This window comes from Magnetovibrio sp. PR-2, from assembly GCF_036689815.1.
Taxonomy (GTDB): Bacteria; Pseudomonadota; Alphaproteobacteria; order Rhodospirillales; family Magnetovibrionaceae; genus Magnetovibrio.
Genome location: NZ_JBAHUR010000016.1, coordinates 37124 through 60055, shown reverse-complemented (window position 1 = coordinate 60055; position 22932 = coordinate 37124). Strand labels below are relative to the sequence as shown.

The 22932-nt window shown below is 54.5% G+C and carries 25 protein-coding genes and 1 pseudogene; 15 read left to right on the top strand and 11 right to left on the bottom strand.

All coding sequences use genetic code 11. The annotated features are described in order from the left end of the window. Positions 1-70: 70 nt before the first annotated feature. From V5T82_RS15955 to V5T82_RS15930, 7 genes and pseudogenes are all read left to right on the top strand, one after another. Complete coding sequence (locus V5T82_RS15955; RefSeq protein WP_332896665.1) at positions 71-907, top strand: peptidylprolyl isomerase; 837 nt, start codon at positions 71-73, stop codon at positions 905-907. A gap of 13 nt (positions 908-920) precedes the next feature. Further along, a complete protein-coding gene (gene argJ / locus V5T82_RS15950; RefSeq protein WP_332896664.1) occupies positions 921-2153 on the top strand; it encodes a bifunctional glutamate N-acetyltransferase/amino-acid acetyltransferase ArgJ in 1233 nt (410 codons plus the stop codon). A gap of 3 nt (positions 2154-2156) precedes the next feature. Beyond that, positions 2157-2624: pseudogene (locus V5T82_RS18295) on the top strand (GNAT family N-acetyltransferase); the annotation flags it as partial. 66 nt (positions 2625-2690) lie between these two features. Then, positions 2691-3134, top strand: a complete 444-nt coding sequence (locus tag V5T82_RS18290) for a (deoxy)nucleoside triphosphate pyrophosphohydrolase (RefSeq protein ID WP_442917862.1) — start codon at positions 2691-2693, stop codon at positions 3132-3134. A gap of 125 nt (positions 3135-3259) precedes the next feature. After that, entirely contained in the window at positions 3260-4033 is a 774-nt protein-coding gene (locus V5T82_RS15940) for a competence/damage-inducible protein A (protein WP_332896662.1), read from the top strand. A 770-nt stretch (positions 4034-4803) separates the two neighbouring features. Beyond that, positions 4804-5460 carry a hypothetical protein gene (locus V5T82_RS15935; protein ID WP_332896661.1) on the top strand — a complete coding sequence of 219 codons (657 nt, stop codon included), beginning with the start codon at positions 4804-4806 and terminating at the stop codon, positions 5458-5460. 569 nt (positions 5461-6029) lie between these two features. After that, complete coding sequence (locus V5T82_RS15930; protein WP_332896660.1) at positions 6030-6452, top strand: RrF2 family transcriptional regulator; 423 nt, start codon at positions 6030-6032, stop codon at positions 6450-6452. Here V5T82_RS15930 and V5T82_RS15925 read toward each other — a convergent pair. Genes V5T82_RS15925 through rsxA form a run of 8 tightly spaced genes read right to left on the bottom strand, consistent with a single transcriptional unit; the run spans position 6440 to position 12244 of the window. Beyond that, positions 6440-6778, bottom strand: a complete 339-nt coding sequence (locus V5T82_RS15925) for a hypothetical protein (protein ID WP_332896659.1) — start codon at positions 6776-6778, stop codon at positions 6440-6442. The two genes, V5T82_RS15930 and V5T82_RS15925, sit on opposite strands and share 13 nt — an antisense overlap. A gap of 2 nt (positions 6779-6780) precedes the next feature. Beyond that, positions 6781-7041, bottom strand: coding sequence for an RnfH family protein (locus V5T82_RS15920; protein ID WP_332896658.1), 261 nt, complete (start codon positions 7039-7041; stop codon positions 6781-6783). A 19-nt stretch (positions 7042-7060) separates the two neighbouring features. After that, entirely contained in the window at positions 7061-7804 is a 744-nt protein-coding gene (locus tag V5T82_RS15915; RefSeq protein ID WP_332896657.1) for an electron transport complex subunit E, read from the bottom strand. Next, on the bottom strand, positions 7801-8487 hold the full coding sequence (rsxG, locus tag V5T82_RS15910; protein WP_332896656.1) for an electron transport complex subunit RsxG: 687 nt from the start codon (positions 8485-8487) through the stop codon (positions 7801-7803). The genes V5T82_RS15915 and rsxG overlap by 4 nt, the downstream gene beginning before the upstream one ends. Beyond that, a complete protein-coding gene (locus V5T82_RS15905) occupies positions 8484-9572 on the bottom strand; it encodes an RnfABCDGE type electron transport complex subunit D (protein WP_332896655.1) in 1089 nt (362 codons plus the stop codon). The genes rsxG and V5T82_RS15905 overlap by 4 nt, the downstream gene beginning before the upstream one ends. Then, entirely contained in the window at positions 9569-11077 is a 1509-nt protein-coding gene (gene rsxC / locus V5T82_RS15900; protein WP_332896654.1) for an electron transport complex subunit RsxC, read from the bottom strand. Before rsxC ends, V5T82_RS15905 begins: the two co-directional genes overlap by 4 nt. Positions 11078-11109: 32 nt before the next feature. Further along, the gene (gene rsxB / locus V5T82_RS15895; protein ID WP_332896653.1) at positions 11110-11655 is read right to left on the bottom strand and encodes an electron transport complex subunit RsxB; all 546 of its coding nucleotides are present in this window, start codon (positions 11653-11655) and stop codon (positions 11110-11112) included. Between the two features lie 4 nt (positions 11656-11659). After that, positions 11660-12244 carry an electron transport complex subunit RsxA gene (rsxA, locus tag V5T82_RS15890; protein ID WP_332896652.1) on the bottom strand — a complete coding sequence of 195 codons (585 nt, stop codon included), beginning with the start codon at positions 12242-12244 and terminating at the stop codon, positions 11660-11662. A gap of 281 nt (positions 12245-12525) precedes the next feature. Here rsxA and nifL point away from each other — a divergent pair, with 281 nt between their 5' ends. The 7 genes from nifL to draG all read left to right on the top strand — a co-directional run bounded on the left by nifL (position 12526) and on the right by draG (position 19502). Beyond that, positions 12526-14112: a nitrogen fixation negative regulator NifL gene (nifL, locus tag V5T82_RS15885; protein WP_332896651.1), complete on the top strand. Its 1587-nt coding sequence runs from the start codon at positions 12526-12528 to the stop codon at positions 14110-14112. Between the two features lie 10 nt (positions 14113-14122). Then, positions 14123-15721, top strand: a complete 1599-nt coding sequence (gene nifA / locus V5T82_RS15880; RefSeq protein WP_332896650.1) for a nif-specific transcriptional activator NifA — start codon at positions 14123-14125, stop codon at positions 15719-15721. Between the two features lie 165 nt (positions 15722-15886). Then, the gene (nifB, locus tag V5T82_RS15875) at positions 15887-17395 is read left to right on the top strand and encodes a nitrogenase cofactor biosynthesis protein NifB (protein WP_332896649.1); all 1509 of its coding nucleotides are present in this window, start codon (positions 15887-15889) and stop codon (positions 17393-17395) included. Positions 17396-17408: 13 nt separating this feature from the next. Then, the gene (locus V5T82_RS15870; RefSeq protein ID WP_332896648.1) at positions 17409-17687 is read left to right on the top strand and encodes a 4Fe-4S binding protein; all 279 of its coding nucleotides are present in this window, start codon (positions 17409-17411) and stop codon (positions 17685-17687) included. 15 nt (positions 17688-17702) lie between these two features. Then, a complete protein-coding gene (locus V5T82_RS15865; RefSeq protein WP_332896647.1) occupies positions 17703-17987 on the top strand; it encodes a 2Fe-2S iron-sulfur cluster-binding protein in 285 nt (94 codons plus the stop codon). Positions 17988-17992: 5 nt separating this feature from the next. Beyond that, complete coding sequence (locus V5T82_RS15860; protein WP_332896646.1) at positions 17993-18568, top strand: nitrogen fixation protein NifQ; 576 nt, start codon at positions 17993-17995, stop codon at positions 18566-18568. Continuing rightward, positions 18540-19502 carry an ADP-ribosyl-[dinitrogen reductase] hydrolase gene (gene draG, locus V5T82_RS15855; protein ID WP_332896645.1) on the top strand — a complete coding sequence of 321 codons (963 nt, stop codon included), beginning with the start codon at positions 18540-18542 and terminating at the stop codon, positions 19500-19502. The genes V5T82_RS15860 and draG overlap by 29 nt, the downstream gene beginning before the upstream one ends. On the opposite strand, the gene V5T82_RS15850 is transcribed toward draG, so the two are convergent. From V5T82_RS15850 to V5T82_RS15840, 3 genes are all read right to left on the bottom strand, one after another. Continuing rightward, the gene (locus tag V5T82_RS15850; RefSeq protein ID WP_332896644.1) at positions 19493-19948 is read right to left on the bottom strand and encodes a bacteriohemerythrin; all 456 of its coding nucleotides are present in this window, start codon (positions 19946-19948) and stop codon (positions 19493-19495) included. The genes draG and V5T82_RS15850 overlap by 10 nt on opposite strands. After that, positions 19945-20796 (bottom strand): SIR2 family protein, encoded by an 852-nt coding sequence (locus tag V5T82_RS15845; protein ID WP_332896643.1) that lies wholly within the window; start codon positions 20794-20796, stop codon positions 19945-19947. The genes V5T82_RS15850 and V5T82_RS15845 overlap by 4 nt, the downstream gene beginning before the upstream one ends. A 126-nt stretch (positions 20797-20922) precedes the next feature. Continuing rightward, positions 20923-21759 carry an NAD(+)--dinitrogen-reductase ADP-D-ribosyltransferase gene (locus V5T82_RS15840; protein ID WP_332896642.1) on the bottom strand — a complete coding sequence of 279 codons (837 nt, stop codon included), beginning with the start codon at positions 21757-21759 and terminating at the stop codon, positions 20923-20925. A 205-nt stretch (positions 21760-21964) separates the two neighbouring features. Here V5T82_RS15840 and nifH point away from each other — a divergent pair, with 205 nt between their 5' ends. Next, positions 21965-22858: a nitrogenase iron protein gene (nifH, locus tag V5T82_RS15835; RefSeq protein ID WP_442917860.1), complete on the top strand. Its 894-nt coding sequence runs from the start codon at positions 21965-21967 to the stop codon at positions 22856-22858. Positions 22859-22932: the final 74 nt, after the last annotated feature.

Below are 22932 nucleotides of genomic sequence, written 5' to 3'. Positions count from 1 at the left end.
CTTCTCAATGCTTGTCCAGACGCACATGATGTGCTTTATGCCAAGTGAAGTGATGAGAAAAGCTTAACCGATGTTTTTGAAACGAATCATTCTTTGTGCCGTGCTGATGTTCTCCGCATCGGCGACGGTCGAAGCCCAAACTGTTGAAACCGATCCGGTGGTCGCCACCGTGAACGGCGTTGAAATTCGCCTGTCTGATGTGGATAATGCGCGCAACCTATTGCCGGTCAAATTACAGGTCGCACCGATGCGTGATGTCTATCCGATCTTGATGGAAGCACTGGTGAACGTACATTTAGCAGCGGGCAAAGCGCGGGAATTGGGATATCACAAGACCCCGGAATTCAAACGCAAGGTCGAGCAAGCTTCGAACCAGTTTTTGCAGCGTATGATGTTGGAACGCCATATCAGCGCGCGCGTCACCGAAGAGATGATCAAAGAACGCTACGCTGCACAGATCGACGCGATCAAAGATCGTTTTGAGACCCGTGCGCGTCACATCTTGGTCGAAGACGAAGATTACGCCAAAACCTTGATCGAAGAGCTGGAAGACGGTGCTGACTTTGCTGAGTTGGCGTCCAAGCATTCCACGGGCCCGACTAAGGCAAACGGCGGCAAACTGGGCTGGTTCATTCCCGGCCAAATGGTTAAAGAGTTCGAAGAGGCCGCAAGCGTCTTGGACACAGGCGAGCATTCCCAAATACCCGTGAAAACCAGGTTCGGTTGGCACGTGATTTTGGTGGAAGAACGACGACCGTTGACACTTCCCGATTATCAAGAGCTGCGCACGCTGCTCACCAACGATGTGTCAACGGATCTGGGCAACCAATTTATGGAACAGCTCCGTTCTGAAGCGAAAATTGAAAAGAAGAGCTTCCAAGAAGTCTTAAAGGCTCTTCAAGAGTAAACGGACAAATACAATGGAAATGACGATTTCTCCCCTTGCACCCGACAGCTTTCCCAAGATGTTGGACATCGCCGGCGTGCGTTTTGCCACCGTCGAAGCGGGCGTGAAGTACAAAGGCCGCACGGATGTCATGCTGGCCGAATTTGCGCCCGGCACCACGGTCGCGGGTGTGTTCACCAAATCCAAAACGGCGTCTGCCCCGGTGCTGAAATGCCGGGAATACCTGCCGGGCGGCTATGCCCGCGCCCTGGTGGTCAACAGCGGCAACGCCAATGCGTTTACCGGAAAGCGCGGTGAAGAAAGCGTGGACCACATCCTGGCATCCGTCGCCGAACATGTGGGCTGCGAAGCCAAAGAAGTCTTCAGTGCCTCCACCGGCGTCATCGGTGAACCGTTGCCCCACGACTTGGTGTGCCAAGTCATGCCCGATTTGAAGGCGGCGCTGGGTACGGCAAGCTTTGAAGCGGCTGCCAACGCCATTATGACCACCGACACCTATGCCAAGGGCGTGTCGCGCACCGCCTCCATCGGCGGCGTGGACGTGGTTATCAACGGCATCGTCAAAGGCTCGGGCATGATTGCGCCCGACATGGCGACCATGCTGGGTTATGTCTTCACCGACGCCAACATTCCAGCGAACGTTTTGCAGGACTTGTTGAGCCCGTCTTCGGACGCATCGTTCAACTCCATCACCGTGGACAGCGACACATCGACGTCAGACACCGTGATGGCGTTCGCTACGGGCCAAGCCGGTAACGAAGCGCCAAGCTCTGCTGACGATGCGATTTTGGCCGAATTCAAAGCTGCTTTCGACGAGGTGCTGATGGATCTCGCCCACCAAGTGGTCAAAGACGGTGAGGGCGCGACCAAGTTCATCACCATCGACGTCACAGGTGCCGAAGACGACCAAGCGGCCAAACGCATCGGTCTGTGCATTGCCAATTCCCCCTTGGTCAAAACCGCCATTGCCGGCGAAGACGCCAACTGGGGCCGGATCGTCATGGCGGTCGGTAAAGCGGGCGAAGCGGCGGACCGGGACAAGTTGGGCATCCGCATCGGTGGCGTTCAGTTGACCGAAGACGGTATGCGGGTTGAAGGCTACGATGAAACACCCGTGGCCGAGCATATGAAGGGCCAAGACATCCATATCGAAGTCTACGTCGGCATTGCGGATGGTCATGCGACGGTTTGGACCTGCGATTTGACCCACGGCTATATCTCCATCAACGCCGACTACAGGTCTTAAGCCATGTCGGATCAGGGGTGTATGACGGCATTGATGCCAGTGAACATCGCGGTGCTGGAAACGCCGCGCTTGCGCCTGCGCCGTCTCACAGAGGCCGATGCGGATCGCTTGGTGGAGCTCTGCAATGATGAGGGTGTCAGCCGTTATACCGAGCGCATGCCCTATCCCTATGCCTTGAGCGATGCCGAGGCCTTTATTGAAAAAGTCATGCTGGACCGCAATGCCAACACGCGTCATGTTTTTGCCATGGAGCGCCGCATCGAAGGCGATGTGATCGGCACCATTGATGTGAACATGGGCACGGGCGACAACACGTTCGGCTATTGGCTGGGAAAAGACTTTTGGGGCCAAGGTTTTGGCACAGAAGCCTCACGGGCCGCCGTGCGCTTTGCGTTCGAACGCGCCAAACTCTCCCAAGTGGCGGGCGGCGTGCACCCGGACAACCCCGCATCCGGCCGGGTGCTGGAAAAGGCCGGGTTTGTCTACAGCCACATCAATACCGAAATGCATGGGCGCTGCGCCAATGTCGAGGCCAAGATCTACGTGCAAAAGGCCGAAGACTGGTTCGCCCGTGAAGCGGCTAAGCCCAAGCTGTTGGTCACGGCTGTGGCCTTGATCGACACCGACGGGCGCGTGTTGATGGCGCAACGGCCAGAAGGCAAGTCCATGGCGGGCCTGTGGGAGTTTCCGGGCGGCAAGGTGCATGACGACGAAACACCCGAAGTCGCCTTGGTGCGGGAGCTCAAAGAAGAACTCGACATCGATATCTCGGAAAGCTGCCTCGCCCCGTTTACGTTTGCGAGCCATGCTTATGAAAGCTTCCATTTGATCATGCCGCTGTATCTCTGCCGCACGTGGACAGGCACGGTGAAGGGGCATGAGGGACAAGAGCTTCAGTGGGTGAAGCCCAACCGCTTAAACCAACTGCCCATGCCGCCGGCGGATATTCCTTTGGTTGCCATGTTGATGGATTATCTTTAGTTGCCCCTCAAACGCCGGGCGGGCGGCTGCGCCCCCCTTGGCTCACGGCGCATAAGCGCCGGCGCGCGGTCGCGCTTGCCAAGCCGCGCATTGCGCAGCTTGGATGTTCTTCTTACATTAAGGTCATGACAAATTCTGAAAATGCCACCGCTTGCGTCCTGATCATCGGTAACGAAGTGTTGTCCGGGCGCACCAAAGACGCCAATTTGAACTATTTGGCGATGGAACTCACCAAAGTCGGCATCCCGCTCAAAGAATGCCGGGTTATTCCCGATGTGGAAGAGGTCATTATCGAAACCCTCAACCATTGCCGGGCGAAGTACACTTATGTCTTCACCACAGGCGGGATCGGTTCGACCCACGATGATATTACCGCCGCGTGCGTGGCCAAAGCCTTTGGGCTCGATTTCGGCATCAACCCAGAAGCCGAGCGGCGTTTGCTCGCCCACTACGGCGACCGCGCCAACCCAGCGCGCATGATGATGGCCAGAACCCCTGTCGGGGCGGAGCTTATCGATAACCCCGTCTCGGTCGCGCCGGGCTTTCGCGTGGAAAACGTTTATGTCATGGCGGGCGTGCCCAAAATCGCCCAGGCCATGTTCGACGGCATCAAAGGGACCCTTGCGGGTGGGAAAATTTTGGTTTCGAAGACGGTTTCGACCATCGGAATATCGGAAGGCATGATTGCGATTGAGCTGGGCGACGTGCAAAAAGCCCACCCGGATGTGGACATTGGCTCCTACCCGTTTTTGAAAATGGGCAAGTTTGGCACCAATTTGGTAGTCCGCGGCGAAGACGAAGCGCCGGTAGACGTGGCGTGTGAGGCTTTGGTGGAGCTGATCGAATCGGTGGGCGGTGACGTTATTCGCGGTGAAACCGAGGGTGATGAGCTGAAATAAGCCGTTCCGTGCAACTCGATCTTGCAACTCGGGCTCGCTTTGAATAGGTTCGGGGGACCGATTCTTAGGCCTTATGCGGGCGTGGTGAAATTGGTAAACACAACAGACTTAAAAAATATATTTTTTGCATTAAGTTATTGATTTTGTTGTAAAATTGACGTAGTACAGTTATGGTACAGTTAGTACAGGAGATATGTTCTAGCTTCGTGGATGAATAATGTTGTTTTTCTTGCAGCATTAAAAATTATGCGGGCGTGGTGAAATTGGTAAACACAACAGACTTATGAAAAATTGAGTGCCCCATCGGAAACGGTGGGAGTAGAACTGCTCAAATTCGGGGAAACCTTTCGTCAATTTTGACATGGCAATCCCGAGCGAAGCCCATCAATGGGAACGTGTAGAGACTTGACGGGCAGCACCTAAGGCGAGATGTTATGGTGAAGAGAAAGTCCAGGCCACAAACACTATTTCGTGGCGACGAAAGTCGTAGTTGGTAAGAAAATCTGTCGGCCGCAAGGCCTTGCCGGTTCAAGTCCGGCCGCCCGCACCATTTACTTAGAGCATTGATAATGTACCTCGCTAAATTTTTCCGTAGGTTCACATACAAACGAAACGGAACCACTGGCGTCTATCTCGTGTTCTTGCGTCAACTGAGCGATTGGACGGAGTTGCGACGTTTGGGTAACTCTCGACTAGTTAAGTCGACAGTTCTCATCCCTCTTTTTGGGTATTTTATACTTTTCAATAAAAAGTTGATTGAGCTAGCCGCAATGTCTGCTGACATTATTGGTCAGTCACCACTGCTTCACCTCCTAGGTTATAGCGGTAACGCAGACTTGGAAATAAGTTATCGCTTATACCTGTTTTACTTTGGGCTAACGTCCATTGCAGTGGGATCAATTTTATTCCAGCTCTTTTGCCCTAAGCTGATTAAACTCTTTGGATCAAAATCTGAGTATGTTGAGCACGAAGAACGTGTCACTACAAAAAATATGGCGCGGGATTTGCGCCAAGAGATTTTGCAGAATGAATACGAAAGCTATCTTTCAGATAAATATAATCTAACTTCGTTTGTATTTTTTGAAACATGCGAGGAAAAGGAAAATGGCAAGGCCGAAGCTCAAAAAAATGGTAGTCTTGTGTTTAGTGATTACCAGGAAGTGTTTGCAAATTTAATTGATAAGCACATTGAAACGGATGGTCAGAGAAAAGATATTGAGTTGACTATTGCTCATTATGTCGAAAGGCATGAGGATTTGTATAGTGGGGGTACAGCTTATGTTATGGCAGAAGAGTATGCTGCTTTAACAGATCAAAACTATTACGTTCGTCATGCAGCAGTTGCTTTTTATGCGATTGGCTTTACACTTTTGTCTGTACCCGCACTTGATACGTTCGTGTCGGTAATTCTCACGCTATTCAAATAATGATCGTTCAGTACACTGTTTCGATACAGTTTTTCGTGTGCTGGAAATACGCTTTTTGTATCAATATGTTACTGTGCACAGTCGAGACTTAAAATCTGTCGGCCGCAAGGCCTTGCCGGTTCAAGTCCGGCCGCCCGCACCATCTCTCCTTAAAACGAGTCACTTTCGAAAATACTGGAATTTCGACTGTCAATTTGAAGACGGTGGCAAACGGGGCTAGGCGCGGAAGGTGCTGCTGCGCATTAAATCGGTTAGAAAATGCAAGAAAACGCAGGCAAAATTCGCTTTGCGGGCGTTTTTTTATTCACAAATCCGTTATGCAAACCAGCCTTTCTTACCCCCTGTAGAGGCTTGTTGTTGAGCGTTATGAAACGCGTTCGAGACAGAGCGTCCAGGGCTCTTTGTTTCGTGCTGGACATTTGCCGTCTTGTTTTGATTGATTTGAAAATCATATCTAACGGTGACAGTTTGGCACTCGGAACGGCCATCACCAAAGCCTGTGTGAATTAGTGGTCATCAACCTATAACAGTTGTGTTGAAAGCTTGATGAAGAGCTCTATACTCCTGGCATGCAATTGACATCTTACACCGACTTTTCGTTGCGCGCGCTGCTCTACATTGCAGATCAACCGGGCCGTTTGGTGACTGTAACAGAGATTTCCGAACACTATGGTGTTTCGCGAAATCACATGGTCAAAGTCGTGCACAACCTCGGTGCCAATGGTTACATCAAAACGGTGCGTGGGAAATCGGGTGGTGTCCGGTTGGCGAAGGCGCCTGAAGACATAAGCATTGCGGCAGTTGTCAAATTGACTGAGCCTCACATGAACATTCAAGAATGTTTCGACCCTGAAACCAGCAAATGTCCCTTAATGGGGGATTGCCGTTTGACGGGTGTGTTCGCCGAAGCGCGCAAAAGCTTCATGAATGTTCTGGATAGCTACACCTTAGCCGACATGATGGTGAAGAGAGTGAAGGCTCAAGCTTCTTGATCGTGTTCGTTTGAGCTGTGTTTTGCTCGCGCTTTTTTAAGCATCACAAAATCATATAAGTCGCTCAACATAAAATGCTGGTTCTCAGGGTAGTTCATGTGCCGCGTGGTGCGCTCATCGCCTGCGAGGTACTTCTGTGCCGTGATGCAGAACGGGCGGGGCAGCGAAGCGTTGAATTGGGACGGTGTCGCCAACATACGAACGGCCTGCTCAAAGACAAACAGATAGCGTTCGTCATTGGGTTTGAGATAAGCCGTGCTTAAATCCTCGCCATAGGGCTCGAACAAACGCACGTAATCTTCCAATGTGGGCGGGGGCAAGGGCATGATTATTGGTCGCGACGTTCCACCATATCGGGGTCGGCGATGATGGGGCGGTAAATTTCGACCCGGTCACCATCGTTCAGGGCAGCATCCAACTTGGTCAGCTTGCCGAACACACCGACCTCTTGTTCTTCCAAATCGATTTCGGGGAACTTACCCAAAATGCCAGAAGCTTCGATGGCGTCTTTCACCGTTGCACCGTCGGGAAGTTCAATGTTGGTCCAAACTTGCTGAGAAGCTTTGGCATAAGCGACACCGATGATCATGGATCAGTACCTCCAATAATTAGACCGTGTGACACGCGGGCGTGTCGTTCTGAATAGCTTTGCGGCCATCGCGCCATTCCGTCATACGTTCGTCCAAAACGCGTTTGCCGGCCAGCAAGAAACCCAAAACGATGAACCCGCCGGGCGGCAGGGCAAACAACAGCATGCCGTCAAATTCGGGGATGTTCATTTCGATGACCTTAAACGCATCACCCAGCAACAAAGACGCTCCGGCAAATAAGGTGCCTGCGCCCAAAACTTCGCGCACGGCGCCCAAAACGACCAGGACGAAGGTAAACCCGACGCCCATCATCAAGCCGTCAAACGTTGACGGCGCAATGGGCTTTTTGTAGGCAAAAATTTCTGCTCGGCCCAAGATGGCGCAGTTGGTCACGATCAGCGGGATAAACAGGCCCAAGACTTTGTGCAGTTCGTGCACCCAGGCGTTCATAGCCATATCGACCAACGTCACCAACGTCGCGATCACCAAGATAAACGCAGGGATGCGCACGTCCGACGGAATGACGCCGCGAAGCGCCGCAATGGCAAAGCCAGAACCAATCATCACAGCCGTAGACGCCAATCCCATGCCGAGACCATTGGTCGCTGTGCCCGTAACCGCCAGAAGAGGGCACAGCGCCAACAGTTGGGAAAACACAACGTTGTTGTCCCAAAACCCGTCCATTGCGATGGTTTTGTAGTCGTGCTTTTCGCGCGCAGGTGCGTCTTCTTCAACTTCTGCTTCCGGAGTCAGATCGCTCATTGTTTTTCTCCGTCTTCAGCAGGTTTGACCTCGACAGGTTTTGGAGCTGCGAACAATTTGGCTTGGTTGTTGTGGAAAAAATCCAAGCCCTCTTTGACAGCCGCCACAACGATGCGCGGTGTGATGGTTGCACCGCTGAATTGATCGAACACACCGCCGTCTTTTTTCACGCCCCAAAGCTCATAAGCCAAGTTGGCGAAGGATTTGCCGTTGAAGCTCAAAACCCAATCATCTTTGGCGACTTCAATTTTGTCACCCAGGCCCGGTGTTTCGGTGTGGGACAACACGCGCACGCCTAGGATTTCACCTTGGCTGCTGACCCCCATGACCAATTCAACCGGACCGGCGTAGCCATTGGGGGCTGTGGTTGGAAAGGCAAAACCGATGATCTGGTCGTCTTTGCGTGCGCGGTAGACGGTGATGTCCTCGCCATGAACACCGGGCATAGTCAATAAGTCTTTGGACAGTTCATTGTCATGCAGTTCTGGTGGGACCACTTGGGCCAAAATGGCGTTGAGGTCTTCTTGCAGACGCAAAGCAATTTCTGGGCGCGTTTTTGTATCGCCCACGGCCAACAAGCCTGCGGCAACGGTGGAGAATACCGTCAGGGTCAAAGCCAACAAAAGCGGCTTCATGTCGAACTTCGGGGAGCTGCTTGGTTGGTCTTGCACGGCTTCGGTCATTGTGCCCCCTCCTCAGCGGCCAAGGGTTCGCCTTTGCGATCGCGGCCATAGACACGTGGACGGGTGTAGCGGTCGATCAGCGGGGTCGCGGCGTTCATGATCAACACCGCAAAAGCCAAACCTTCGGGATAGCCGGCCCAGGTGCGAATGACATAAACCAACAAACCGCAACCAAAGCCAAACACCAGCTTGCCCAGGGGCGAAACCGGGGAGGTGACCAAGTCCGTCGCAATAAAGAACGCCCCCAACAGCGTCGCGCCCGACAAAACGTGAATGGCGGCGCTGGGATAAGCCATGGGATTGGAGAAGTTAAAGAGTGTCGCCAAGACGGCCAAGGTTCCGATCATGGCGACAGGAATGTGCCAGCTGATAATCCGCAGCGCCAATAACAAGGCACCGCCCAACAAAATCAACGGGGCAGAGGTTTCACCCAGGCTGCCCGGAACGGCGCCCATCAAGACGCTTTGCATATCGTAGGAGTTGTTGAAGACCTGAAGCCATTCGTTGCCGCGCCCGACTTCGGTTTTGAGATAGCCCAGAACCGATGCGCTGCTGACAGCGTCCATGGCGGGGGCCGTGCCGAAACCAAACGTGACGGCTAAGCTTTCCATAAAACCCGGCGCACCAGTATTCAAAATGGGGCTGGGGTCGACAAAGAACGTCATATGCACGGGGAACGAAATCAGCAGAACCACACGTGCGACCATGGCCGGGTTGAACAGGTTTTGGCCGACGCCGCCAAACACTTGTTTGCCCAGCCAGATGGCGATGAGAGATCCCAGGACACCAATCCACCAAGGTGCCCACGGCGGTAACGTCATGGCAAGGAGCCACCCCGTCAGCGCTGCCGACCCATCGGAAAGTGCGGGGGCAATGGGGCGCCCGGCCATTTTCAACCACAGGGCTTCGAACACAAGGGCCGAGCCCACCGTTACGAGGAATAAATATACCGCAGGCCAGCCGAATTGGAACAGGCCGTACATCGTCGCCGGGGTGAGTGCCAGCATCACCACCATCATGATCTGCTGGACCGTGAGGCTTTTTTTCAGGAACGGGCCACCAATTGGGGGAGGTGTGGTGCTCATGCTGTGGCTTTCTCTTGGTCTTGTTGTTCTGTCGCTTGTGCGGCTTCTTTGGCTTCTTTTTCAGCCTTTTTGCGGGCTTGTTCGGCTTTGCGTTTGGCCATGGCTTCGCGCTTGGCGGCTTTGATGCGTTCCATACGCGCGTTGCGCATTTCGGCCAGACGCTTGGTTTCCACTTGTTTGTGTTCCGCGCGCTGGGTCGCCGTGATCTTGCCCTTGGCGTAGTTGAAGTACTGCACCAGCGGGATGGACGACGGGCAGACATAGGCGCAAGACCCGCAGCCGACACAATCCATCAGCCCCGATTGGGTGGCGATTTCCATTTCTTCCTTGCGAATAGCGGCAGCCATTTCCAGCGGCACCAAACCGCACGGGCAGGCATCGACGCAGCTGGCGCAACGGATGCACGACGTGCGCGTTGTTGTGGCAGCTTGTAAATCCGCCAACGCCAATACACCGTTGGTGCCTTTGACCACAGGGACTTTTAAATCGGCCAGAGGCTGGCCCATCATCGGGCCGCCCAACAACAAACGTTCGGGATCAACTTTGAACGATCCGGCAAATTCGACCAGTTCCGAAATCCGCGTACCGATGGGCACGCGCAAGTTTTTCGGGCTGGTTATCGCCTCGCCACTGACTGTGACAATGCGCGAAACCAAAGGGATGCCCTTGGTCACGGCTTCAAACACGGCAAACGCGGTGGCGGGGTTGTGTACCACCACACCGATGTCGGCGGTGAGTGCGCGCGCAGGTGTTTCTTTGCCCGTGAGCGTTTGGGTCAGGTGCTTTTCAGACCCCATGGGATAGCGGGTGGGCACTTTGACGACGGTGACATCATCCAAATCGCTCGCCGCTTGGGTCATGCGGGCGATGGCGTCGGGCTTGTTGCCTTCGATGGCGATCAAGGTGCGCTTGACGTTTAAGGTGCGTCCCATAATGCGAATGCCCATTAAGACATCTGCCGTGAATTCACGCATCAAACGGTCGTCGCAGGTCAGGTAAGGTTCACACTCGGCCCCATTAATGATCAAGGTGTCGAGCTCATAGCGCGCACCTAGGTTCAGTTTGACGGCCGACGGGAACGTCGCGCCGCCCATGCCGACAATACCGCAGTCTTTGACACGCTTGGCAATGTCTGAGGGATCGGCGCTCAGCGGATCCATAGGCTCGGGCAGGTCGCACCACTCTTCGTCATCGTCGGTGCGAATGGTGATGGTGCGTCCCGGAAGACCAGAGGGGTGCGGCGCCTTATAACGGCCCAGGCCCACCACTTGGCCGGATGTCGGCGCGTGTACGGGGGCGGAAATGTTGCCTTGAGCCGTGGCGATAATTTGGCCCTTTTTGACCACGTCGCCTTTTTTGACAATAGCGACAGCGGGCGCGCCGATGTGTTGTTGCAGGGGAACATGCAACAATTCGGGCAGAGGCAAATCCTCAATCGGCTTATCTTCGCTGAGGCTCTTTTTGTCCTCGGGATGAACGCCGCCACGGATGCGGAACAGTTTCATATCGCCAGTCGTCTCCTTTTTAGCGTCTTCACTTAAGACGCTAAGGGCAATTCTTCTTCTTCAGGTTTGGGCCAATGCCAGGTTTCCAGCGTGACCGGAACATCGCGCATGAGCACGCTTTCGGTGGGGCAAACTTCGACGCACAGGCCACAGCCTGTGCACGCGTCTTTGATCACCACATGAATTTGACGGTTTGCGCCAACCAAAGCGTCGGTGGGGCAACGTTTGAAGCACTTGGTGCAACCGATGCACAGCTGCTCGTTCACAAATGCGACTTGGGGACCCTTGTCTTCCATGCCGCTCAAATCTGCACTCACACCCATTTTGTCGGCCAGGGCTTGTGCCAACGCGCGACCGCCCGGCGGGCACATGGTCACGGGGGCTTGGCCGTTTGCAACGGCTTCAGCCGCAGGCGCACAGCCCGGATAGCCGCATTGTCCGCATTGCGAACCCGGGAGCATGTCTTCAATTTCTTGAACCATGGCGCCGGCTTCGACTTTTAGGTATTTGGCCGCAAAGCCGAGCATGACACCAAGACCAAGGCCGAGCAGGGCGAGGGAAAGGATTGCACTGATCATGTCTTCAACCTCCGCCGCCAAGACCGGCAAAGCCCATGAATGCCAAGGACAGCAAGCCCGCCGTCACAAAGCCGATGGGCGCGCCTTCAAAGGCTTTGGGCACGTCGGCCAAGGCCAAGCGTTCGCGCAAGCCTGCAAACAAAACCATCACCAGAGTGAAACCGACGGCGGAACCAAAGCCGTAGAGCAGGCTTTGCAAAAAGGAGTGTTCTTCTTGAATGTTCAAAATCGCCACACCCAACACCGCGCAGTTGGTGGTGATCAACGGCAAGAAGATGCCGAGCACTTGGTAAAGCGCAGGCGAGGTCTTTTTGATCAGCATTTCGGTCAACTGCACAACGGCAGCGATCACCAAGATGAAGCTCAGGATGCGCAAAAAGCCGATGTCGAAGGGGATTAGGACAAACGTTTCCAAAGCCCAGCCGGACACGGAGGCGAGGGTCAAAACAAACGTGGTGGCAAGCCCCATGCCCAAAGCGGTATCGACTTTATTCGATACGCCCATGAAGGGACAAAGGCCTAAAAACTTGACCAACACGACGTTGTTGACCAGGGCGGTGCCGATGAGGATCATCAACAGTTCTTGCATAAATCGGGGTGCTCCAGGATCAAATGGAGGGCTTTTACGGTTTTCAAATGCATCAACCGTACCAAGTTTGCTTTGCAGCATTTGTGCGAAAAATGGGCCTAGCTTTTGTGCGGTTTTTGACCCATTGCCTAATTATTAAGCGCCGACAATCCCTGTCATTTTGGTGACACGGCGACCTTTATTGGAGGGTGTTTGTTGCAAAGCCCACAAATCCGGTGGTTTGGGATGGTTGATTTGCCACACTTATGCATTTGGCACGGGGTTTGCGAATTCAATGGCAAATGACAACAAAAACGCCCGAAACTGCGCCTGAATTAAGCACCTCTCCCGCACCTGATGATGTGGCGGGTGGCGGTTCGCCCATTTTAGATGCGGTCTACCACTACGCGGTGGAACATTCTCCCATCGCCACGTCCATCACCGACACAAAGGCCAACATCCTTTACGTCAATCCCGCGTTTGAAGAGTTGACGGGTTACGGCGACGACATTTTGGGCAAAAATGAATCCGTTTTGTCGGACAAAGCGACCCCGGTCGAAATCTACAAAACGCTCTGGTCCACCATTACATCCGGGAAGGTCTGGAAAGGGCGCTTGGTTAACCAGCGCAAGGACGGTTCGCGTTATTTGGCGGAGCTCACCGTGGTTCCCGTGGAAGACGACAACGGCGACGTTCTTCACTTCATGGGCATGCACCGCGATGTGACAGACCTGCACCAGTTGGAGCGCAAGGTCAAAAATCAAGACGCGTTGATCTCGTCCGTGGTTGAAGCGGCCCCTGTGGTGATTGTTTTGGTCGATATGGCTGGGCGTGTTGGGTTTTCCAACCCCGCTTATAAAGAGCTCAACCGCGAGCTTGGGGAAACGGACGCGTCTGGCGAATTTATTGAAGGTTTCACTGCCACTTTTGGCATGAGCTTGGAAGATCTCTGCCAACGCGGATCGACATTTTCGGCGGCGGAAGTGGGCTTGAAGATGCCCGGCGGCGAAACGCGATGGTTCGCGTGCTCCGCCACCAAAGTCGAAGAACAAGACATGTCAGCAACGGGCTATTTCGACGGTGTTGGCTATTGCGGCGTGTTGCTGGTGGCAAGCGACATCACCCATCAACGGCGTCGCTACGAACAGGCGCGGACCAATGCCGTGCGGGCGATGATGGCCGAACAACAAATGGTCCAGGGCATGCGTGAAGTGATGTCTGGGGCCATATTCCAACTGCAAGGCCCGCTCAATGTGATGAGCGCCGCTGTCGGCATGATGAAGCGCCAAGGCCGCGAGGCGGATGGCCTGTGTGAACCCATCAAACAGGTTCTGGGCGCCGGTGAGCAGGCCTTGGATCGTTTAAGAACCTCCATGCCACGCACCGCAGACGAACCCATTGAGCCCATCAATATCAATGAGATTATCCGGGAAGTTTTGGACATCACCATCGAAGATTTGCTGCGTGAAGGCGTGATGGTTGAATGGCATCCCGTGGCTGTGCTGCCCAATGTTCCGGGGCGTGCAAACGCTTTGCGCTCTATGGTGAAGTATCTGGTCGACAACGCCATTATGGCGGTGAAGGACGGCAGCGGTGCGCGTGAAATTCGCATCGACACCCGGGTGACCGACGCTAGCGATGTGGCCATGGAAATCCGCGATACGGGCGCGGGCTTTGACGACAGCATTTTGATTAAAGCCTACGAGCCGTTCTTCACGGCTTGGAAAAAAACCAAATCGCGCCCGGGCTTAGGCCTTCAACTGGCGCGTCAAATCATCACCGACCAAGGTGGATCCATTGAAATCGGCAATGCCATGACGGGTGGCGGACGCGTTGAGGTCGTGTTCGCTGCTGCAAGCCTGGGGCATGGCTCATCCGGGTACGAATAAGGAGATTGCCGTGAGCGAAGGCGAAAACTTACCGGTTGTGGAGGCGTGCAAGACGTGTAATTGCGGCTTGGTACGCACCGACATCGATACGCTCTATAAGGTGAGCCAGATTTTGGGTCACAGCTTGAACCTGCGCGAAACGTTGGAACAAGTCATTGCCGTGATGCACGACGCGGGACAGCTGAAAAATGGCATGATCAGTCTGTTGGACGACGACACCGGAAATCTGAACCTGCGCGTTTCGCAAAAAGAAGGTTTGGTCACCGAAGGCGCCGTGAGTTACCGCCCGGGCGAAGGTGTTGTGGGCGAAATTATGGAAACCTGCGTTGCGGTTGTTGTCCCCAATATCCAGCGCGAACCGAAATTCTTAGGCCGCTCCGGGGCTTTTGATCCGGCATTGCCTTATATCGGTGTGCCGATCTTTTCCGGAGGCGAAGCTTTGGGCGTTTTTGCCGCGCAACCGTCTGCAGGCGATGACGACTTAAACGGCCGCGCGAAATTCATGGAGATGATCGCAAACCTGATTGCACAAACCGTGCGGTTGTGGGTGCAACTGGACAAAGAAAAGCGGGAATTGAAGGAAGAACGCGACACGCTTCGCCGCAAAGTCAAACACGAACACGGCTTCGACAATATGGTCGGACGCTCCGAAGTGATGCGCACGGTGTTCGAACAAATCCGTTTGGTCTCGGCCTGGAACACCACCGTGTTGGTGCGCGGTGAATCGGGTACGGGTAAAGAGCTGGTGGCGAACGCCATTCACTACAATTCTCCGCGCGCCAGCGGCCCGATGATCAAGCTGAATTGTGCAGCCCTTCCCGACAATTTGTTGGAATCCGAACTGTTCGGTCACGAAAAAGGTGCGTTTACGGGGGCCAGCACCCAACGCAAAGGCCGCTTTGAAATGGCCCACGGCGGCACGCTCTTCTTAGATGAAATCGGCGAGATTACAGCGGCCTTCCAAGCAAAACTGTTGCGGGTCCTGCAAGAAGGCGAGTTTGAACGCGTCGGCGGCACCAAAACCATGAAGGTCGACGTGCGCGTTATCGCCGCGACCAACCGCGATTTGGAAGCCGAAGTCGAAACCGGCGAGTTCCGCGAAGACTTGTACTATCGCTTGAACGTCATGCCCATCAATATGCCGCCTTTGCGCGAACGCACCGAAGATATTCCGGATTTGTCGCGCTTTTTGATTTCTAAGATCGCAAAACTACAAGGGCGTGAGCTCACCATCACCGACAGCGCGTTGCGTGTTTTGTTGCGCCACGCGTGGCCCGGCAACGTGCGTGAGCTGGAAAACATCATGGAGCGTGCCGCCATCATGAGCCCGTCGGGCAATATTGATCGCGACGCCGTGGTGATGACGGGCTTGGAAGACCACTCCGGCCCGCCGCCCGTGACGGCCAGCCCCGCCGCACCCGCTGCCGCTGCGCCAACAGGGCCAACCATCGATTTCAGCGATCCCAATATTGATGAACGCGAACGCGTCATCGCCGCGTTGGAAGAAGCGGGCTGGGTTCAGGCCAAGGCTGCGCGCTTGCTTAACATGACGCCGCGCCAAGTGGCGTACCGGATTCAGACACTCAATATCAAAGTCCGCCAAATTTGACGGCATTTTGTCGCACATGTAACACGAAACAGGGCGGTGTTGTCGCATATGACACCGCCCTTCCTGTTTCAAAGCCCAATGAAAACAATTAGTTATGTATTTCTGAGAAGTGGCACACCCCTTGCTTTATTATCTGCAAAGATTTTGCTCAGGAAAGGGTGAGACATGGAACTCAAGGTGTTAGGTCAAGACAATCAGGCCCCTCAAGCGGCTCCCAGCGGTGGATGTAGCTCCGGAACGTGCGGGTCCAGCGAAGACGGGATGTCGCATCTGCCCGACAACGTCCGCGAAAAGGTCAATAACCACCCTTGTTACAGTGAAGAAGCTCACCACTTTTACGCCCGCATGCACGTCGCCGTGGCGCCCGCTTGCAACATTCAGTGTCATTACTGTAACCGCAAGTACGACTGCGCCAACGAAAGCCGTCCGGGTGTGGTCTCTGAATTGTTAAGCCCCGATCAGGCCTCCAAAAAAGTTTTGGCCGTCGCCAGTGAAATTCCGCAAATGACCGTTTTGGGTGTTGCGGGTCCGGGCGATCCCTTGGCCAACCCGGAACGCACCTTTGAAACGTTCCGCGAAATTGCCGACAAAGCTCCCGACATCAAACTCTGTCTGTCCACCAACGGTTTGGCCTTACCCGACCACGTGGATGAGATCGCCGCGCTCAACGTCGATCACGTGACCATCACCATCAACTGTGTGGACCCGGAAATCGGTGCTGAGATCTATCCCTGGATTTTCTGGAACAACCGTCGCATCCATGGTGCGAAGGGTGCCAAAATCCTGATCGAACGCCAACAAAAAGGTCTGGAGATGCTGATCGAACGCGGCATCTTGGTCAAAGTAAACTCGGTCATGATCCCCGGCGTAAACGACGAACACTTGAAAGAAGTGTCGCAAATCGTCAAAGGCAAAGGTGCGTTCTTGCACAACGTCATGCCGCTGATCGCCGAAAAAGAACACGGCACGTTCTACGGTGTCATGGGCCAACGCAGCCCGTCGAAACAAGAATTGTCGGATCTGCAAGACGCCTGCGCGGGCGACATGAACATGATGCGCCACTGCCGCCAATGTCGTGCGGACGCGGTTGGCCTGTTGGGCGAAGATCGTGGCGAAGAATTTACGGTCGAAAAAATCGAACAGATGAAAATCGATTACGCCGAAGCCATGGAGCGTCGCGCCAATGTTCACGCGGGCATCGAAGCCCATCGTGACGAACTGCGCGCGCAACAAGCCGAAAGTGACGTGGCGAACTTCATCGCTCCCGAAGGCACCCCGGCTGCACGCATTGCCGTCACCACCAAAGGCGGTGGTGTGATTAACGAACACTTCGGCCATGCCAAAGAATACTTGGTCTACGAAGCCTCGCCCGAAGGTGTGCGCTTTATCGGACCGCGCAAAGTCGACAACGCTTACTGTGTCGGCCCGGACGTTTGCCCGTCGGGCGACGACAAGGGCACGGTATTGGACGCGATTTTGGACGCGCTGTCGGATTGTTCCGCTGTGCTGTCGGCGAAGGTCGGTATTGAGCCGTGGTCCCAATTGGAAGCGGCCGGCATTACGCCTAGCGGCGAATATGCCATGGACCTGATCGAAGACGCCGTCAAAGCCATGTACGCAGAACTCATCGAACAAGGCTGGGCGGCCAAAGACTTAACCGCCCAAGCTGTCTAAGGAGGGATCGGAAATGTCTTTAAGCATTATTGAGAGCTGTGTGAACTGCTACGCATGTGAACCGCTCTGCCCGTCTGACGCCATTTTTAAGGGCGAAGAGATTTTCTTGATCGACGCCAAAAAATGCACCGAATGCGACGGCGACTTTGCCGATCCGCAATGCGCCAGCATTTGCCCCATCGAAGGTGCGATTTTGGACGCGGCGGGTGAAGCCATCAACGCACCGGGATCGCTGACCGGCATCCCGCCGTTGAAATTGGCCGAAGCCATGGCTGAAATTCAAGCACGCTAGGAAAAGTAGACCCCCATGGCGAGAGCAAAAATCACCTTTGCCGACATCGACAAGACCATCATCGTTCCCGTTGGAACGCGTGTGATCGAGGTGTCCGAAGAAGCCGGGTCCAGCATTTTGTACGGCTGTCGTGAGTGCGATTGCGGCAACTGCATGATGGAAGTCACGGAGGGGCATGAAAACCTATCCACTCCTTCCGTGTTGGAAGAACGCGTATTGCGCGACAACCTCGCAGGACGCAAGGACAGGTTGGCCTGTCAGGCCCAGGTGTTGGGCTCAGTCACGGTGAAGCCGAGGTAACCTCCATGCCTGCAGCGAAACGTGCCCCCCTCATTAAAGAACGTCCCCGCAAAAAAATGATGTCGCGTGCGCGCGGCCACGGCAATGACATGGCGTTTGCCGCCATGGCGCTCAATGCGTCGCAGGGAAAAAGTGCGTTGGGCGGTTGGATGGGGTTGTCGGCAGGTGAGTTTCGCAAACTTATGAACCGCCACTTCCCCGGCGTTAAAGTGCCGTTGGGTATTCGCTCCAAACGCCAACGCCCGCCGACCCGGTCCTTAGAATGGGACGAGCTGCGCCACATGTTGTTGACGCACCGCGCCGGGCGCGACGAGTCCGAAGTTCTGATGGCTAACATTGTCTGTTCGGGCTGTTTGGGGTCTGATCACCTATGGGAAGACTTAGGCCTGTTTAACCGCAAAGAGCTTTCAGAACTGATGGAGCGCAACTTCCCCACCTTGGCGGCGCGCAACGACAAGGACATGAAGTGGAAGAAGTTCCTGTACAAGCAGCTCTGCATTGCAGAAGGTATATACGTGTGCCGCGCCCCGACCTGTGAGGAATGCACCGAATATGACATCTGCTTCGGCCCGGAAGACTGACGGGATCTCCCCGCATTTAGAAGACCTGCAAGCGCGCGCCGTTGGGGCGTACTTAGGGCTCGCTGTCGGTGATGCCTTAGGCGCCACGGTTGAATTCATGACACCGCGTGAAATTGAACTGAAGCATGGTAAACACCGTGACATCACAGGTGGCGGCTGGCTTAAGCTGAAGGCGGGGCAAATCACCGACGACACACAAATGAGCTTGGCTTTGGGCTCGGCCCTCTTAAACGTCGGCGGCGTCAAAGCCACAGCCATTGCAGAGGCCTTTGACGACTGGCTCAAATCCAAACCTGTGGACGTCGGCAGCACTGTGCGCCGCGGGATCGTGCGCTATCGCAATCAAGGCACAACGCAAGGTCCGGTTGATGAATATGACGCCGGCAACGGTGCGGTGATGCGGGTTTTGCCCATGGCTTTGTTTACCATAGGCGCACCGGGCATCCAGGTGCGCCGTGCTTGCGAAGTTCAGGCCCACATCACCCACAATGCCCCACTTGCCGACGACGGCATGTTGACTGTGGTTGAGATGGTGCAATGTGCTTTGCTGCAGCCGCAGTGTTCGTACAAAGACGCCGTTCAAATGGCGCACACTTTGGGACGGATTCACAAGAGCTATATCTTCACCAAAAAACGCCAAGAAAATCCCAGCGGTTTTTTGCCCGACACCTTGCGTGCCGTGTTTCAGTCGTTTGCGCGCACGGACAATTTTGAATCTGCCCTCATTGATGTGGTGAACCGGGGCGGGGATGCGGACACCACCGGCGCGATCCTCGGCATGATTGCCGGCGCGCAATATGGCAAAGACGCAATCCCTGCGCGCTGGCTCAAAACCTTGGACGCAGACGTGAAGACGCACTGCGAAGCCCAGGCACTTCGGTTGCTCAAGCGTTCTCCATTGGTCACGGGCGAAGCGCTTAAATTTTACGATTGATCCAGATCTAAGGTCGTCTTGACGTGGGCTGCCAGGGCGCTGTCCATGGTAGACAGGTGTAGGCCGAACCATTCCGGCATACCGTTTTTCACGAATTCACGCGGCATCATTAAACGTCCCCGTTTGACCCGTGACAGCAAGGCTTCCAAATCGCGCAACACGCGGCGGTGTTCGTCGATGTGCTCTTGCGCCGCCGGGAAGTCGGTTTCTTTCATCAGCTGTTCTTCTTGGGTGAAGTGCGCCCGCGTATGGCGCACCAGTTCCGAAAACAAGCTGGGAAACACGCTGTCGGGCACCGTGGTCAATGCCGACAAGATGCTGAGGAATTCTTGATGGTAGCCGTCCATCACGGGAACGCCGACGCCGAGACGGTCTTCGGACCAGGTGAGCAAGGGCTGAGCCTCACCTGAAATTTCATTGATGATGGTGGGGCTCAGTTCGTTCATGAGGCAGCCTCAAGGATGGGGCTGGCCGCCAAGAAGTCGTCAACGCCGAGGTCCACAACTTCTAAACCGATTTTTTTGCAAAAGCGTTTTTCTTTGTCGGTGGCGTCGGGGATCAAAGCCCAGCCTTTGGGATCTGCAGCGTCATAGATGATGTCGCTCAGCACCATGCGTTCGGTGTCGCGCGTCATGGGCACGCCCAAAAACACGTATTTCAGGCCTTTGCGTTTTTCCTTCAAGAAGGACGGAATGGCAAAGCCGCCCATGAGCTCGGTGATGTAGTCCACATAATCCGCGTCGGACGCAATAAACGTCGGTTCGGGAAGCGGGCTGCCCATGGGCTTGAACAAGATGGGAAGTGCGGGATCGACCTCTTCTTGTTTAACTTCGGTGTATTTTTCACCGTCGTAGCTGTGAATTTCAAAGCGGTAATCGTAAGCCAAACGCGCAATGCCGCGGATCAAGGTGTGCGGCGTGTCGGCGTAGGTGTCTTGCAGTTGCGTGTCGCGGTTGATGTCGATGACATAACCGGGCTTCTTCGCTGCAATCCAATCGTGCAGGGGCGCGCGAGTCCAAGACTGCTTGCCGTAAAGCTCGTTCAAAAAGCGGTTGAGGAAGCTGCGCCCTTTTTTGAGCTCTAAGTTCATGGCCGCGCGGGGAAATTCGTACATCAACTTCGGCGCCATGGGGCGGCCGTTGTTCATGGCCAGGATCAAACTGTCGCTGTCGGCGGGCATGTCCGCATCGCTTTCAACGTTTTTGCAGCCAGCCAACACACCTGCACCCAAATAGGGGACGGCTGTACCGGCTTCGATTTGTGACAAAATGGTCTTGAGAATTTCTGAGCTCATAACATACCTCTTAAGAGGGAACTGGACTGTGTTATGAGCGGTATTGCAAAAACCGAACCAGTTTATAAGCCTTATAAAACTAGGGGTTTTGGGGAATGTCGCATGGAGGGTTTGCGACAATTGTCGCTAAAAGACGGCAACACCCACTTCATATACACCGCCCAAGACCAAGTATTCGTTCTCCCCCTTCATGCATCCCGGCAACAGTCCGGAAAAGAAAACGATTTTGCTGAACGGGACTTTGACTGTGAGGATATAATCGCCAAACGCACAAGCCATATCGCGATCCGTAGAGAACGAATTCACGTTGTTGAGCAGCAAGACTTGTTTGGAGCGTTCAATCTTGTCCAGAACCTCAAACCCGTCGAGCTTGTTCACACCTCTATATAAGGTGAGGTAGGGCTGGAAAGGTTCAGCACGGCTCAGTTCATACTGGGTGTATGTATATAAAAGGTCCAACTGGGCTTCTAAAGCGTTGGTGTTGTGCAAACCGTGTGCCCGGTCTTTGAGGAAGGACGACATAGCTGGCGCGTTATTTTCATAGACGGGACCGCCGTGGTGGCGGGTGAGAAGGCCAAAGCGCGATTCCACCCAGCTTTTGATCACCGCGCCTTCGCGCCCATCCGTATTGAAGAACCAACCGCGTAACAGACGCAGATAGTCGGCATTTGTGCGGGCTGTATCTTTTGTAGCCCCAACGTCTTCGGGCGCGTCCAAACGGAACGTGACGGCCATATAGTCCTGAAACTGCTGAGCGCGCTCGCTGAAATCGTTTAACGCGTCGAGGCGTTGGAACAAGTCCCCATGAAAGGACTTAACGCCGTCGATGTGTAAAGGCTCCGGGTGATCTTGGAACGTCAGGCTGCCCAAGATGACGGCTGGCAAATTGCAACGGTTGATGCCCAACCGCGCAGCTGCGGGCAGGGTGGTCTTGGGGGCTTGTGGGGGCAGTGTCGTGTTCATGTCAGTAACCACACAAAAATTACGGCTTTGTCGTGTGAGGTACCCGATTGTCGGGTTTGTGTCCATGCGACATTGTCATTGTTTTCTAACAAAATCAATTGATTAAGGTGCATTTTCGAGTCTGGCACACCTTTTGCTCCTCTGGGTCCGACCAACGATTTTCCGGCGCCAATGCGCCATTGTTAGAGAAACTTAAGGAGACACCATCATGGCACTTCGTCAAGCCGCCATTTACGGGAAGGGGGGCATTGGTAAGTCCACCACCACCCAGAACCTTGTTGCTGCACTCGCAGAGCTGGGCCAAAAAGTTATGATCGTGGGCTGCGATCCCAAAGCGGACTCCACCCGTTTGATCCTGCACTCCAAAGCACAAAACACCATCATGCAAATGGCTGCTGATGCGGGTTCTGTGGAAGACCTCGAACTTGAAGACGTTCTGAAAGTCGGTTACGGCGATATCGCATGCGTCGAATCCGGTGGCCCGGAACCAGGGGTTGGCTGCGCAGGTCGCGGTGTGATCACCGCCATCAACTTCTTGGAAGAAGAAGGCGCGTATGAGGAAGATCTGGACTTCGTGTTCTACGACGTTCTGGGCGACGTTGTTTGCGGTGGTTTCGCTATGCCGATCCGCGAAAACAAAGCTCAAGAGATCTACATCGTTTGCTCCGGCGAAATGATGGCTATGTACGCTGCCAACAACATTTCCAAAGGTATCGTGAAGTATGCAAACTCCGGCGGCGTTCGCTTGGCTGGTTTGATTTGCAACTCTCGCAACACCGCACGTGAAGACGAACTGATCATGGAACTGGCTCGCCAACTGGGCACGCAAATGATCCACTTCGTTCCGCGTGACAACGTTGTGCAACGCGCTGAAATCCGCCGCATGACCGTTATCGAATACGATCCGAAAGCCAACCAAGCCGACGAATACCGCGCTTTGGCGAAAAAGATCATCGAAAACGAGTTGTTCGTGATCCCGACCCCGATCAGCATGGACGACTTGGAAGACCTGCTGATGGAATTCGGCCTGATGGACGAAGAAGACGAAAGCATCATCGGTCAAACGGCCGACACCGAAGGTGAAGCTGCTTCCGCTTAATGTCGCTGAATGCTTCTGTGTCGGGCCGGGCTTCGGTCTCGGCCCGACACGAAAGCGAATATCAACTCTCTGAG

Bases quoted from the DNA above. Each gene is read 5' to 3' on its own strand.
- V5T82_RS15955 (WP_332896665.1), top strand. From the start codon at position 71: ATGTTTTTGAAACGAATCATTCTTTGTGCCGTGCTGATGTTCTCCGCA.
- argJ (WP_332896664.1), top strand. From the start codon at position 921: ATGGAAATGACGATTTCTCCCCTTGCACCCGACAGCTTTCCCAAGATG.
- V5T82_RS15940 (WP_332896662.1), top strand. From the start codon at position 3,260: ATGACAAATTCTGAAAATGCCACCGCTTGCGTCCTGATCATCGGTAAC.
- V5T82_RS15935 (WP_332896661.1), top strand. From the start codon at position 4,804: ATGTCTGCTGACATTATTGGTCAGTCACCACTGCTTCACCTCCTAGGT.
- V5T82_RS15930 (WP_332896660.1), top strand. From the start codon at position 6,030: ATGCAATTGACATCTTACACCGACTTTTCGTTGCGCGCGCTGCTCTAC.
- V5T82_RS15925 (WP_332896659.1), bottom strand. From the start codon at position 6,778: ATGCCCTTGCCCCCGCCCACATTGGAAGATTACGTGCGTTTGTTCGAG.
- V5T82_RS15920 (WP_332896658.1), bottom strand. From the start codon at position 7,041: ATGATCATCGGTGTCGCTTATGCCAAAGCTTCTCAGCAAGTTTGGACC.
- V5T82_RS15915 (WP_332896657.1), bottom strand. From the start codon at position 7,804: ATGAGCGATCTGACTCCGGAAGCAGAAGTTGAAGAAGACGCACCTGCG.
- rsxG (WP_332896656.1), bottom strand. From the start codon at position 8,487: ATGACCGAAGCCGTGCAAGACCAACCAAGCAGCTCCCCGAAGTTCGAC.
- V5T82_RS15905 (WP_332896655.1), bottom strand. From the start codon at position 9,572: ATGAGCACCACACCTCCCCCAATTGGTGGCCCGTTCCTGAAAAAAAGC.
- rsxC (WP_332896654.1), bottom strand. From the start codon at position 11,077: ATGAAACTGTTCCGCATCCGTGGCGGCGTTCATCCCGAGGACAAAAAG.
- rsxB (WP_332896653.1), bottom strand. From the start codon at position 11,655: ATGATCAGTGCAATCCTTTCCCTCGCCCTGCTCGGCCTTGGTCTTGGT.
- rsxA (WP_332896652.1), bottom strand. From the start codon at position 12,244: ATGCAAGAACTGTTGATGATCCTCATCGGCACCGCCCTGGTCAACAAC.
- nifL (WP_332896651.1), top strand. From the start codon at position 12,526: ATGACAACAAAAACGCCCGAAACTGCGCCTGAATTAAGCACCTCTCCC.
- nifB (WP_332896649.1), top strand. From the start codon at position 15,887: ATGGAACTCAAGGTGTTAGGTCAAGACAATCAGGCCCCTCAAGCGGCT.
- V5T82_RS15870 (WP_332896648.1), top strand. From the start codon at position 17,409: ATGTCTTTAAGCATTATTGAGAGCTGTGTGAACTGCTACGCATGTGAA.
- V5T82_RS15865 (WP_332896647.1), top strand. From the start codon at position 17,703: ATGGCGAGAGCAAAAATCACCTTTGCCGACATCGACAAGACCATCATC.
- V5T82_RS15860 (WP_332896646.1), top strand. From the start codon at position 17,993: ATGCCTGCAGCGAAACGTGCCCCCCTCATTAAAGAACGTCCCCGCAAA.
- draG (WP_332896645.1), top strand. From the start codon at position 18,540: ATGACATCTGCTTCGGCCCGGAAGACTGACGGGATCTCCCCGCATTTA.
- V5T82_RS15850 (WP_332896644.1), bottom strand. From the start codon at position 19,948: ATGAACGAACTGAGCCCCACCATCATCAATGAAATTTCAGGTGAGGCT.
- V5T82_RS15845 (WP_332896643.1), bottom strand. From the start codon at position 20,796: ATGAGCTCAGAAATTCTCAAGACCATTTTGTCACAAATCGAAGCCGGT.
- V5T82_RS15840 (WP_332896642.1), bottom strand. From the start codon at position 21,759: ATGAACACGACACTGCCCCCACAAGCCCCCAAGACCACCCTGCCCGCA.